This is a genomic window from Sphingomonas flavida, from assembly GCF_036663655.1.
Classification (GTDB): domain Bacteria; phylum Pseudomonadota; class Alphaproteobacteria; order Sphingomonadales; family Sphingomonadaceae; genus Sphingomonas.
In genome coordinates this window covers 70,339-82,903 of the sequence record NZ_JAXOJH010000007.1, presented here as the reverse complement: position 1 = coordinate 82,903, position 12,565 = coordinate 70,339, and the positions used below count along the sequence as shown (strand labels likewise).

Genomic DNA, 12,565 nt, shown 5'->3' with positions numbered 1-12,565 from the left:
AGATTTTTCATAAGCACTCGTTACCGCCCGATCATGGCCGCGTGACAATGACGGGACGATGGCGGTAGGACGGGGCATGTCCGATCTTCTGGCGCGGCTTCGCCGCAACGGCCGCAAAATCTTTGGCGCGATCCTGCTGTTGGTCGCTGGCGGCATCGCCATCCTTCTCTATTCGGGCAGTTATTTCGACCGCGACCCGTTCGTCCGCTTTCCTGCCCAGGGAAAGGTCCAGCCGATCCTCGTCATGTCGCTGTCGGGCGATATGGGCCTGCGCTACGGCATGGGGGGCGGCATCGCGCGCGGATTGAGCGCGAAGGGAATCGCGGTCAGCGGCATCAACTCGCCCGTGCTGTTCCGCCAGCCGCGCACCCGTGCCGAGGTCGATGCCCTGATCGCCGATCTGGTCCGGCGCGCCGCGCGCGAGGCGGGCGAACGGCGGCTGGTGCTGCTGGGCCAGTCCTATGGCGCGGACATGCTGCAGACGGGGCTGGCCCGACTGCCTGCCGACCTGCGCGCGCGGGTGGCCGCGATCGTGCTGGTCGTGCCGGGCGAAACCGCCTTCTTCCGCTCCGACCCATCAGGCCTTGCCTATCGCGGCCAGCCCGACAGCTGGGGCATCTCCACCGCGCGGACGATCGACTGGGCGCCGTTGACCTGTATCTACGGCGTCAAGGAAACCGACAGCCTGTGCCCGCTGCTGAAGCAGCGCAACGCCCATGTGGTCGCAATGCCCGGCGGGCATTACCTGAACCATGACGACGACGCGCTGACCGCGCATGTCTTCGCCGCCATCAGGAATGCGCGCTAGGAACGGTCGACCGTCCTTCCCCCTCTCTCCAGAACGTGGAGAGGGACCAGCGAAGCCGGAGCACGATGCCATGAGGTGGTTCCAGCGAAAGCCCCTCCCCTGAAGGGGAGGGGTGTCGCCCGTACGATCGCGAGGGCCCCTTCTCAGGAGGAATTCAGGTCAGACCGTCACCGCCTCGATCGGGGCACCGCCGCCCGCCCGCGTCCGCCAGATCGCCGCGCACCCTGGCGCATAGGGTTTGGCCAGCACGGTCGACACGGTCATGTAGCGCGCGGTCGCCGTGTCGCGGGTCAGCGTCAGGTGCAGCCAGCCCTTGTCGTCCTGATCGCAGAAGCGGACGGTGCGCGGATTCGCCGCGGCGATTTCCCGCCCGATGCCCGGCATCATGTCGCCCCAGGACGGGCTGGTGACCGAGGTTCCCGCGAACTCTGCTGCGACCAGTGTACCGTTTTCGTCGTACAGGTCGTTGGCCCAGGCGGCATGGCTGTCGCCTGACAGGACGACCGGATGGCTGCCCGCCCGCCGGAACGCGGCGTAAAGCCGCTCGCGTGCCGCGGGATAACCGTCCCAGCTGTCGAAGTTCAGCGGCAGGCCCGCGCGGTACGACGCCTGCGCTTCGCCCAGCCGCTGGCGCCCGGTTTCGGTCAGGCGCTGGGTCAGCTTGGCATAAGCCGCCGGGCCCATCTGCTTTTCCAGGTCGGGACCGTCGATCCGCGCCATGACGACCTGATTGCCGATCACCTGCCACGGCGTCCCCGCTTTGACCGACCGGGTCAGCGTCCGCTCGATCCAGTCGAGCTGGCCAGCGCCCAGCAATTCCCGCTCGGGCCGGGCCCGCTCCGCCATCATCGCGGCATATTCGTCGGGTGCGGGCGCATCGCCGCGACCATGGACCTGTTTCGACCGGGCGAGCAGCCGCGTCTCGACCATGACCAGGGTGGCGAGATCGCCGAACTCGAAGCTGCGGTTGATCGCCTCCCAGGGCTGGCCGGGACGCGGATCGCGGATCGGCATCCATTCGAAATAGGCCTGCATCGCCGCCGCCTTGCGCTTGCCCCACTCGCCCTCGATGGCGGGCTGGTGATTTTCCGCGCCGCCGATCCAGTCGTCATTGGCGACTTCGTGATCGTCCCAGACGCAGATGAACGCGGTCCGGGCATGGGCCGCCTGCATATCGGGGTCGCGCTTCACCTGGGCATGACGCTGGCGATAATCGGCGAGCGTCACGATCTCGTGCGCAGGCTCGGGCAGGCGGTTCAGCTTGCGGCCGATATCCGCACCATATCCCTCGGCCCCATATTCATAGATATAGTCGCCCAGATGCAGCACCGCGTCCATGCGTTCGGCCTTGGCGATCGCGTCATAGGCGTTGAACAGGCCGCCAGGGAAAAGCTGGCACGACACCACCGCCACCACGACGTCTTCGATCCGCCCGCGCGGCAGGGTGCGGAAGCGCCCCTCGCCCGAACGCGTGCCGCCGACGGCCTCGAACCAGTAGCGATATTCGCGGCCCGGTTGCAGGCCGGTCACCTCGACCTTGGCGGTGAAGTCGCGTGCGGCGCGGGCGCTGACCCGCCCGGTGCGCAGGCCCACCGCATCGCGGCCCTCGACCGGCGCGACGTGCCAGGTCAGCGCGACATCGCCCCCCTGCCCCTCGACCGGGGTCGCGCGGGTCCACAGGATCGCACCATCGGGCGATGGGTCGCCGCTTGCCACACCATGATCGAACCGCACCGCAGGAGCCGCCGCCGCCGCCCCCATCGTCGGCAGGGCCAACGTCGCCCCGCTTCCCATCAGGGCCATCGCCCGGCGTCGGTTCATCATCGTCATCACTTGGGTCCTTTCGACCCCCCGGCTAGGCGCGCCGCACGACAGGGCGATGGCGGCGGCGTGACGTTTTGGAGACACCCGCCCGTTGTCATAAAAGCGTCATATTCGGTACATTAGTTCGTCATTCCTCGTGCCTATTGGCGCGGGATCAGAGTGCCGGGGGGGGCACCAGGGGGACATATGACGATATCGATGATGCGCCGCGCCACGCTGGCGGCGCTGCTAACCAGCCTGTCGCAAGTGGCGCTCACTCAGGCCGCCACGGCACAGGCGCTGATCCAGCCGCAGGACGACGAGTCCAAAGCGGACGACAGGGCCGACGTCATCGTCACCGCGCAGAAGCGCGAGGAGCGGATCGAGGATGTGCCGCTGACCGTCAGCGTCATGTCGGGCACGCGCATGGCGAACCTGGGCGTCAATTCGCTGTCCGAGGTCGCGTCCTATATCCCCGGCTTGCAGGTGCAGGAGCAGAGCGCCAACAATCCCGGCTTCGTGATCCGGGGCATCACCTCGGACTCCGGTTCGGCCCAGCAGGGCGCGCGCGTCACCATCTATTACAACGGCATCGACGTCAGCCGGAAACAAGGCGCGTATCAGGACCTGTACGATATCGAGCGGATCGAGGTGGTGAAGGGCCCGCAGGCGACGCTGTTCGGCACCGCCGCCGCCGTCGGTGCGATCAGCATCGTCTCGGCCCGCCCCCATGCGGGAACCGAGGGGGGCGTCCAGGCCACCTATGGCAATTTCAATCGGACCCAGGTGTCGGGCTACCTGAACGCGGGCACCGACACGCTCGCCGGACGCATCGCCTTCGCGTACAAATATCGCGACGGCTATGTCCGCAATATCGCGGGCGACCCGAACGTCCCCAACCAGAATCAGGGCCGCGTCGACCAGGAAGACCTGAACGGCCAGGACCAGCGCGGCGTGCGCGGCTCGCTGCGCTGGACGCCGAACGGATCGGTCACCGCCGACCTGGTGCTGACCTATGACGGACAGCGCAATCCGGGCACCGCGTTCAAGAGCCGCGTCTTTGCCCCCACCGGCGGCCAGACCGGCGATTATGGCTATGCCGAGCTGTCGGGTTCGCCCTTCTCGGCCGAGGCACTGGGCAGGCGCAAGCTGGGGCTGACCCGCAACGTCTATGACGCGAACCTGACGGTCGCGATCGATGTCGCGCCGGGCGTCACCTTCACCACCGTCAACGGCTATCGCCGCTTCGACGCGCTGGAGATCTTCGACGCGGACGGCGGCCCGGCCTGGTATCTGGAGTTCGGCGAGGATGCGCGCGGCGACCAGTGGAGCCATGAAGGCCGCTTCACCTTTGACGGCGCAAAGCTGCGTGGAGCCTTCGGGTGGAACGCCTTTTTCGAGAATGGGCAACAACATGTGCCCTTCTCGACCGAAGAAGGCACGTATCTGGCCTGTTCGGTCGCGCGCGACTTCGCACCGATCCGGCGGATCCTGAACGGGGCAGGCCTGCCGACCGGCACCGCCTGCGTCGCCGCCGACGGCACCATCCCGGCGACCCGCGCGACCGCGATCCTGTCGCGCGGAACCGCGACCGTCCTGCCCTATAGCGCCAGCTTCACCAATGGCGGGCGCAACAATACCTATTCGATGTTCGCCGACACGACCTGGATCCCGACCCCCGCGCTGGAGCTGAGTGCTGGCGCGCGCATCCTGATCGAGGATCGCCGGTCACGCTACAGCTCGGTGATGCCCGACAGCCGGTTGCTGGCGGGCGCGGGGCTGTTCACCAGCCTGCTTGCCGCCGCGAACACCAAGGGCCAGGTCTTCACCGCGCAGCGCAGCTATGCCGCGATCCTGCCGCGCTTCAACGCGCTCTATCGGGTAGGTACAGACGTCAACCTCTATGCGACGATCAGCAAGGGCCGCCGCTCGCCGGTCGTCCAGTTGGATGCGCAGCGTATCGTGCCGCTGACCGTCGCCAATTCGGGTGCCATTCCCCGTCTCCAGGTCGTGCCCCAGGAAGATGTCTGGAATTACGAGGGCGGCATCAAGGGGCGGGTCGGCCCCGTCAGCGCCGCGGCCTCCGTCTTCTATCAGCGCTATCGCGGGTTCCAGGTCTCGACCTTCGAGAACGGCCTGACCGTCACGCGCAGCGCAGGGTCGGCGAACAATATCGGGGTCGAATTGGAGGGTGATGTCGCGGTCCATCGCTGGCTCAGCCTGTTCGGGACCTTCGCCTATATCGATGGCGGGATCGCGAACGACGCAGCGAATGGCGTGTTCGCGGGCAACCGTTTCCGCCTGCAACCCGATGTCACCGCCTCGGGCGGCGCGACCCTGCGCATACCGGTCGGCGATGCGGCGACCTTCTATGCCACGCCCAGCGCCAATTACCGGTCGAAGGTGTTTTTCGAACTGCCCAACAGCGCGGCGATCTCCCAGGGCGGCTATACGCTGGTCAACCTGCGCGCCGGGGTCGAGTTCGGCGAGCAGGGCCGCTTCCATGTCGGCGGCTTTGCCCGCAACCTGACCGGCAAGCGCTATCTGATCGACGCGGGCAATACCGGGGGCACGTTCGACACGCCGACCTATATCGCGGGCGAACCGCGCTTCTACGGCGTGGAGCTGGGCGCGCGCTTCTGAACCTATCGATCGTGATTAGTATTACTTAACCGCTTCCTAACCCCCCTGCCCTAGGACGTCCGCATGGGGACACGGGTTGGGAAGCGGATATCGTGCTGCGCGGGATGATCGGGGTGTTGGCGCTGGCGGTCGCGACCTCGTGCACGCCTGTCCGCCACAAGCCCGCGCACCTGACGCTCGACGTACCGCCGCCGACCGCGCGCACATTGCTGCGGCAGTTGGCGCTCGACGTGCCCGACGAGGATCTGCCCGATCCGTCAAGCGGCATGCCCCCGATCGAGATGGCCGCCGCCCCCGCGTTCAACGGCATCGCGCGCACCGCCACCGACGCGGCGCGCGCCGCCGAATGCCTGACCGCCGCCATCTATTACGAGGCACGCTCCGAACCGGTCGACGGCCAGCGCGCGGTGGCGCAGGTCGTGCTCAACCGCGTCCGCGACCGTGCCTTTCCCAAGAGCATCTGCGGCGTCGTCTATCAGGGTTCGGGCCGCCAGACGGGTTGCCAGTTCAGCTTCACCTGCGACGGCTCGATGCTCCACCCGCGCGAGCCCGCCGCCTGGGCCCGCGCCGCCGCCATCGCGCAGTCGGCGCTTGCCGGGCTGGTCTATGCGCCGGTCGGGGCCGCGACCTTCTATCACGCCAATTACGTCCTGCCCTGGTGGGCCAGCAGCCTGAACCGGATCGGCGCGGTGGGCAGCCATATCTTCTATCGCTGGCGCGGGGCGCTGGAACGCGACCTGTCCTTCCGCCAGTCCTATGCCGGGGTCGAACCCAGCATCGCTACGTCCACCCCCATGCTGACGGCGGCCGCCATGCCGCTGGCCGAGACGATGAACGGCGTCGTCATCCACCGGGGCGATCGGACACCCGGCGGCAATGCGGTGGCGGCGATTGCGGCACCCACACCCATTACCACCGCCGGGGTGCGGGTCCACCGCAACGGCTTTTCCCATGCCGACACCGTTGACGCACACGGCGCGATCATCGGCGAGGAAAGCGATCCAGGCTGACCGGCAATCCCTTTTTCTTCCCTCTCCCCTGGATAGGGGAGAGGAATAGGTAAGCAATGCCAAGCCGCTTTACGTGGAAGACCGGGTCACCGGCCGATCGCGTCGATCCAGCCCGGCAGGTCGCCCAACCGCTCGAGCTGGCGAAAGCGCGGATGATCGACGGGGTGATCCCCGGCCTCATGGCTCCAGGCGAGCGGCTGCGGGATATACGCCGCCCAGGCACCCGCCTGCAGCGCGGGCAGGACGTCCGAGCGCATCGAGTCCCCCGCCATCACCGCCCTCTCGGGGGCCACGCCGTGCCGGGCGAAGATCCGGCGGAAGGTGTCGGGCGTCTTGTCGCTGACGATCGCGACATCGTCAAAACGCGAGCCCAGACCGGAAGCGGCGAGCTTGGCCTCCTGGTGCAACAGGTCGCCCTTCGTCACCAGGACCAGCCGCCCGCGCGTCTCCAGAGCGTCGATCGTCTCGGCGATGCCATCGAGCAGCGCGACCGGATGCGCCAGCAGCTGTCGCCCGGCCTCCAGCAGTCGGGCGACCAGTTCGGTCGACAGGGTCGGCCCGGCCAGTTCCACCGCCGTCTCGATCATCGACAGGGTAAAGCCCTTGGCCCCGTATCCGTACAGCCGCAGGTTGCGCGCCTCGCACGCCTCCAGCGTGGCCCGCGCCACCCGCGCCTCGGCAAAGGGGGCGAGCAGCCCGACCAGCGCCTCCTCCGTCTCGGCGAAGTGGCGCATATTGTGCCAGAGCGTGTCGTCCGCATCCAGGCAGATCAGCTCGATCGTCATCCGCGTTCTCCCGTCGCTTTGCGCGATTGCTGAAATCACAACTCGCGGATGACGCGCAACCCCAGACGCGGCCGGAACCGCTCGCCGCGCGCCCGCTCGGCCCCGAGCCCGCCCTGCACGCCCAGCTTGCCGAAGGCGCGGTGGACCTGCGGCATCAGCAGCCAATAGGCACCGTCGCCATTCTGCCGGTTCAGCTCCAGGCCCAGCACCGTGTCGGGGGTCAGGTGGTAGAAGGTCGAATGGTTGACGATGAACCCCGTCTCGTTGCCCTCGCGCAGGGTCACGTCGCCGACGCCGACCATCGTCATCGTGCTCCACCGCTCGCCGAAGCGATTGCCGAGCAGCCACAACAGGGTCGAGGTCCAGCCGCCATCCTCGCGGTCGTGCAGGCCCAGATACTGGACGCCGTGTACGCTTCGCCCGCCCCGGAACGTGCCCAGCCGTTTCTGAAGCCCCATCTTGTACTGGACGACGCGGTTGTCGATCAGCGGCAGTTCCAGCTCGACCGCCAGGCCGTCGGCCACCGCCAGCTCGACCTCGGGCGCCCATTCCAGCTCGTGGCGCGGGCCGGTCAGGTCGCGCTGGGCCAGCGCATTGACCTCGATCTCGCCCGCCTTGGCGGTCAGCGGGCGGATCATGTCGAACACCATCGGCTCCGGGATATCGGGACCGCTCTGCGCGATCGCCGGGCGGCCCACAAGGGTAAGCGCCAGACAGCATAGGGCCAGGGCCCCCGAGCGGCGGATGACGGACATGATGAAACTCCCGGACGTTGACGCACAACCGCGGTGCCGGGACGCGCCGCCCCCGCCCGGTTCAGGCGTGGGGATCGTACCGCCGCGCGCCAGCCCCCATCGCCGCCTGGATGCCCGTGACCAGCGCATCCACGGTGAACGGCTTGGTCAGCAACTGCATGCCCGGCGACAGATGCCCGCTGTTCAGCACCGCGTTTTCCGCATAGCCCGTGATGAACATGACATTCAATTCATGACGTAATTCCCGGCCAGCCTCGGCAAGCTGACGCCCGTTCATGCCGCCGGGCAGGCCGACATCGGTGACCAGCAGGTCGATCCGCCGCTTCGACCGCAGGATCGCCAGCCCGGCGGCACTGTCCGCCGCCTCGATCACCCGGTATCCCATGTCGCGCAGCACATCGGCGATCATCAGGCGCACGGTGGATTCGTCGTCGACGACCAGCACCGTCTCACCCGACCCGGCCGCCGCGTCGAGCGGTGCGACCGGCCCCGCCTGATCCTGTTCGACCGGGCCGTGATGGCGCGGCAGATAGAGATGGACCGTGGTCCCCTTCCCCGGCGTCGACTCGATACGCACCTGCCCGCCCGATTGCTGGGCAAAGCCATAGATCATGCTGAGCCCCAGGCCGGTGCCCTGCCCCAGCGGCTTGGTGGTGAAGAAGGGATCGAACGCCTTTTCGATCACGTCCGGGGTCATGCCGGTGCCGGTGTCGGTGACGCACAGCACCAGATACTCGCCACGCGGAATGTCGGCGAAACGCGCATTGGCGTCGTCCAGGCGGCGATTGACCATCTCGATCGTGATCCGCCCGCCATCAGGCATCGCATCGCGCGCGTTGATGCACAGGTTGAGCAGCGCGTTCTCAAGTTGCGGCGCGTCCACCAGGATGGTCCACAGATCCTCGCCAGCCTCCGTCTCCAGCGTGATCGCGGGGCCGACCGTACGGCGGATCAGATCGGCCATGCCCGCGACGAGCGCGCTCGCGTCGGTCGGACGCGGGGCCAGCGTCTGCCGCCGGGAAAAGGCGAGCAGCCGGTGGGTCAGCGCCGCCGCGCGCCGGGTCGCACCCTGTGCGGCGTCCATATAGCGATCGACATCGCTCACCCGCCCCTGCGCCAGCCGCAATGCCATCAGCTCCAGCGAGCCGGAAATCCCCGCGAGCAAATTGTTGAAGTCATGCGCCAGCCCACCGGTCAGCTGGCCGACCGCCTCCATCTTCTGGCTTTGCCGCAACGCCTCCTCGGCGCGCATCAACTCGGCGGTGCGATCGGCCACGCGCTGTTCGAGCTGGTCGGTCAGCGCGCGCAGTTCGGCGATGGCGGTATCGCGTTCGGCCTCCAGCGCGCGACGAACGCCGACATCGATCAGGACGCCGGGAAACTGCAACGGTGTGCCATCGGGGGCGTGGTCGACCCGGCCGATGGCATCGACCCAGTGATAGCGCCCGTCATACCGCCGGACGCGATACTGGTGCGTATAGGCACCACCGCGTGCGATCGCTTCCTGCACCGCCTCGGCCAGTCCCGGACGGTCGTCGGGATGCACCCGCTCGGCCACCTCAACGACATCCAGCCCCTCATGACCCAGTGCGGGATCGATCCCCAGATGGCGGGCGAACGGCTCGTCCAACGTGAAGCGATTGGTCGGCAAATCCCAGAACCAGGTGCCGATGATCGCCCCGGCTTCCAGCGCCAACTGCACCCGCTCGCCGTTCAGCCGGGCGCGCGCCTCGCTCTCTCGCCATTGCTGTTCGACACGGACCCGGTCGGTAATGTCGAAGCTGACGCCGGGGAAACGGACGCAGCGCCCACTGTCGTCGAAGATGCAGCGCCCATGGGCCGATACCCAATGCACGCAGCCGTCCGGCTGGACCAGCCGATATTCGGCGGTGAAATGCCCCTTCGTCGCACCGTCGCCAGCACCGGACATCGCCACCGCGATATTCTGCTGGACGCGGGCGAGGTCGTCGGGATGGATGCCCCAAAAGAACTGCGCGATGGGCATACCCGCCTCCGCCGCCGCCGGGTCGACCCCGTACATCACGGCGAACCGCCTGTCCGAGCGGACCGAGTCAGACAGCACGTCCCAATCCCAGAGGCCGATACGCGCGCCCGAATTGAGCGCCAGGTCCAACCGCTCGTCCGCCTCGCGCCGCTGCCGCTCGGCCAGGACACGCGCCGTCGTCTCGCCGGTGACGCAGATCATGCCGGTGATCGTCCCGGCATCGTCGAAGACCGGGGAATAGGAAAAGGTCCAGTAGCTTTCCTCGGGCCGCCCCTCACGCGCCAGGTCCAGCCGCATGTCGGTGACCTGAAGCACCTCACCCGCCAGCGCCTTGTCGACCAGCGGCGCGATCTCGTCCCAGATGCTGCCCCACAGGATACGGAACGGCGTGCCCATCGCCGTGGCCGCGCGATAGCCCAGGATCGGGCGATAGGCATCATTGTAGAACGACACGAGTTCCGGCCCCCAGACCAGATACATCGGCACCGGGCACGCCAGCATCGTCACCAGCTGGCACCGCAACGCCGCGGGCCAGGTCTGCGGCGCGCCCAGGCTGGTCCGGGTCCAGTCCAGGGCCCGGATCTCGTCGACCACCTTGCCAGAGACGCCGTGGAGGAAGTCGAATGCGGAGGAGTGCGTCATCACACCGTTCTGCAATACGGCGGGCCTATGCGCCAGCGCTGGTTACATAATCGCGGCGGGCGTGAAACCGGCCCTTTTGCATCGCGATGCCGCCCCGATCGCAAAAAGCCGCAAAAGGCGTGGCTGGGCTGATCTGTCCGAGTGACAGGCCCGGCCCGGCGCACTACCCCGGCCGGCGTGACGGCGATCCGCAGCCTGTTCGCGCAACGCCATCTTGCCGTGCTGCTCTGCGCGGCGGCGCTGCTGCTCAAGCTGATCGTGCCGACGGGCTATATGGTCGGGCCGGTCGATGGCGGCATGGGCGTCGTGCTGTGCCCCGGCAGCGCTCCCCTGCCCTCGCCCAGTGGCCATCACGTGATGCCCGGACACGACGCGACCGCGCATGTCGCGACCGGCCATCCGCCGGGACATAGCGACAAAGGCCATGGTCGCGACCTGCCCTGCGCCTTTTCGGGGCTTGCCGCGCCAGTGCTGGCGACGACCGATCCGATCCAGCTCGTCCTGCTGATCGCCTTCGTCATGGCGGCGGGCATTGCCTGGGGCACGCCCCTGCGCCGCCCCGCCGTCCCACGCTCCCGCCCGCCGTCACGCGGCCCCCCAGCGCTTTCCTGACCGCCAGCCCCGACGCCGCTTCTTGAAGCGCGTCCCGGATTCTTGTGCCCGCAATACACCGGGCACCGGCCGAAAGCCCTGTTCCATGTCCGTTACACACCCACCGCGACCGACCGGCTCCCGCCGCGCGGCGTTTCACCGCACCATCTGGCGCTGGCATTTCTGGGCCGGCCTGCTGGTCGCGCCGATCCTGCTGATGCTCAGCCTGACCGGTGCGATCTATCTGTTCAATGACGAGTTGAACGACGCCATCTACCCCGAGCTGCGCTTCGTCCCGCCGCACCGCGACACCGTGCCGATGTCGCGCATGATCCAGTCCGCACTGGCCGCCTATCCGGGCAGCGCGTCGCGGATCGACATGCCCGGCAGCGCCCATCGCGCGGTGGTGGTCTTCGTCCAGCCGGACACCGGGCCGCCACGCCGCGTCGCGGTCGATCCCGGCACCGGCCGCGTGCTGGGCAGCGTCGTCTATGACCGGACCCTGATCGGCTGGGCCGATGCGATGCATCGTTCGATCCTGATGGGCGTGTTCGGCGAACGCCTGGTCGAGCTGGCCGTGTGCTGGGCGCTGGTGTTGCTGGCGTCGGGCCTGCTCCTGTGGTGGCCGCGCGGGCGGTTCCGGGCAGCGGGCACCCTCTGGCCCCGTCTGTCGGGGCGCGGGCGGCGGTTCTGGCGCGATCTGCATGGACCTGTCGGCCTGTGGAGCGTGGTGCTGATCGCCTTTCTGATCGTCACCGGCCTCCCCTGGGCCGGGGTCAGCGGGCCGCTGCTGCAAGGGGCCAGCGACGCGCTGGGAATCGGCTATCCGCCGTCCTTTCGCCAGTACAACATCCCCGACAGCCAGCCGATGAAGACCGCCTTGGGCGAGGTCCCCTGGACGCTCGGGAACGCGCCGCTTCCCCGCTCGACCATGCCGCAGGGGCACGCCGACCACCGGCCCGCCGCGCCCGGCATCACCCGCGATCCGGCGGTGTTGCGCGGCACCGATCGCGTCACCCATGTGCTGGCGGAACATGGCTGGCAGGGCAGCTACCGCCTGTTCCTCCCCGACGGGCCGCGCGGGGTCTATACCGCCTTCACCTATCCCGACCGCCCCTCGGGCCAGAAGACGCTTTATATCGACCGGTACAGCTTTCGCCCGATCGGGCCAGAGGTCCGCTACGCCGATTACGGGATCGTCGGTCGGGCGGTGGAGTCGGGCGTGCAGTTGCACATGGGCAATTTTTTCGGGCGCGCGAACCAGCTGCTGATGCTGCTCCCCTGCGTCGCGATCTGGGTCCTGACGATCAGCGGTATCGCCATGTGGTGGAAGCGACGCCCGGCGGGACGCATCGGTGCGCCGCCGCCGGTGTCCGGCGCACGGGTCGGCGGCCTGCTCGCCACGCTGGTGGTGGCGGGGATCGTCCTGCCGCTGTTCGGCGGCTCGCTGCTGGTGATCGCGGCGCTCGACCGGCTGGTCGTCTGGGGTCGACGTCGCATGGCGGTTGAACGCGGATGACGCG

At 68.2% G+C, this 12,565-nt stretch carries 9 protein-coding genes; 5 read left to right on the top strand and 4 right to left on the bottom strand.

The window, feature by feature from the left end; all coding sequences use genetic code 11:
* The first annotated feature begins 76 nt into the window (after positions 1-76).
* A complete protein-coding gene (locus U1703_RS09820) occupies positions 77-808 on the top strand; it encodes an AcvB/VirJ family lysyl-phosphatidylglycerol hydrolase (protein ID WP_332785541.1) in 732 nt (243 codons plus the stop codon).
* A gap of 159 nt (positions 809-967) precedes the next feature.
* Here U1703_RS09820 and U1703_RS09815 read toward each other — a convergent pair whose 3' ends face one another.
* Positions 968-2,638, bottom strand: a complete 1,671-nt coding sequence (locus tag U1703_RS09815) for an alkaline phosphatase D family protein (RefSeq protein WP_332785540.1) — start codon at positions 2,636-2,638, stop codon at positions 968-970.
* A 180-nt stretch (positions 2,639-2,818) separates the two neighbouring features.
* Between U1703_RS09815 and U1703_RS09810 the strand changes: the two genes are divergently transcribed.
* The gene (locus U1703_RS09810; RefSeq protein ID WP_332785539.1) at positions 2,819-5,254 is read left to right on the top strand and encodes a TonB-dependent receptor; all 2,436 of its coding nucleotides are present in this window, start codon (positions 2,819-2,821) and stop codon (positions 5,252-5,254) included.
* 92 nt (positions 5,255-5,346) lie between these two features.
* Positions 5,347-6,264, top strand: a complete 918-nt coding sequence (locus tag U1703_RS09805) for a cell wall hydrolase (protein WP_332785538.1) — start codon at positions 5,347-5,349, stop codon at positions 6,262-6,264.
* 86 nt (positions 6,265-6,350) lie between these two features.
* Here U1703_RS09805 and U1703_RS09800 read toward each other — a convergent pair whose 3' ends face one another.
* The 3 genes from U1703_RS09800 to U1703_RS09790 form a co-directional block, all read right to left on the bottom strand.
* Positions 6,351-7,049 (bottom strand): HAD family hydrolase, encoded by a 699-nt coding sequence (locus tag U1703_RS09800; protein ID WP_332785537.1) that lies wholly within the window; start codon positions 7,047-7,049, stop codon positions 6,351-6,353.
* A 35-nt stretch (positions 7,050-7,084) separates the two neighbouring features.
* On the bottom strand, positions 7,085-7,804 hold the full coding sequence (locus U1703_RS09795) for a hypothetical protein (RefSeq protein ID WP_332785536.1): 720 nt from the start codon (positions 7,802-7,804) through the stop codon (positions 7,085-7,087).
* 61 nt (positions 7,805-7,865) lie between these two features.
* Positions 7,866-10,451: a PAS domain-containing hybrid sensor histidine kinase/response regulator gene (locus U1703_RS09790; RefSeq protein ID WP_332785535.1), complete on the bottom strand. Its 2,586-nt coding sequence runs from the start codon at positions 10,449-10,451 to the stop codon at positions 7,866-7,868.
* A 177-nt stretch (positions 10,452-10,628) separates the two neighbouring features.
* On the opposite strand from U1703_RS09790, the gene U1703_RS09785 reads away from it, so the two are divergent.
* Positions 10,629-11,063 (top strand): hypothetical protein, encoded by a 435-nt coding sequence (locus tag U1703_RS09785; protein WP_332785534.1) that lies wholly within the window; start codon positions 10,629-10,631, stop codon positions 11,061-11,063.
* 85 nt (positions 11,064-11,148) lie between these two features.
* Entirely contained in the window at positions 11,149-12,561 is a 1,413-nt protein-coding gene (locus U1703_RS09780) for a PepSY-associated TM helix domain-containing protein (protein ID WP_332785533.1), read from the top strand.
* The last annotated feature ends 4 nt before the right edge of the window (positions 12,562-12,565 follow it).

Excerpts from the sequence above, each read along its gene's own strand:
- U1703_RS09820 (WP_332785541.1), top strand. The coding sequence starts at position 77 with ATGTCCGATCTTCTGGCGCGGCTTCGCCGCAACGGCCGCAAAATCTTT.
- U1703_RS09815 (WP_332785540.1), bottom strand. The coding sequence starts at position 2,638 with ATGACGATGATGAACCGACGCCGGGCGATGGCCCTGATGGGAAGCGGG.
- U1703_RS09810 (WP_332785539.1), top strand. The coding sequence starts at position 2,819 with ATGACGATATCGATGATGCGCCGCGCCACGCTGGCGGCGCTGCTAACC.
- U1703_RS09800 (WP_332785537.1), bottom strand. The coding sequence starts at position 7,049 with ATGACGATCGAGCTGATCTGCCTGGATGCGGACGACACGCTCTGGCAC.
- U1703_RS09795 (WP_332785536.1), bottom strand. The coding sequence starts at position 7,804 with ATGTCCGTCATCCGCCGCTCGGGGGCCCTGGCCCTATGCTGTCTGGCG.
- U1703_RS09790 (WP_332785535.1), bottom strand. The coding sequence starts at position 10,451 with ATGACGCACTCCTCCGCATTCGACTTCCTCCACGGCGTCTCTGGCAAG.
- U1703_RS09780 (WP_332785533.1), top strand. The coding sequence starts at position 11,149 with ATGTCCGTTACACACCCACCGCGACCGACCGGCTCCCGCCGCGCGGCG.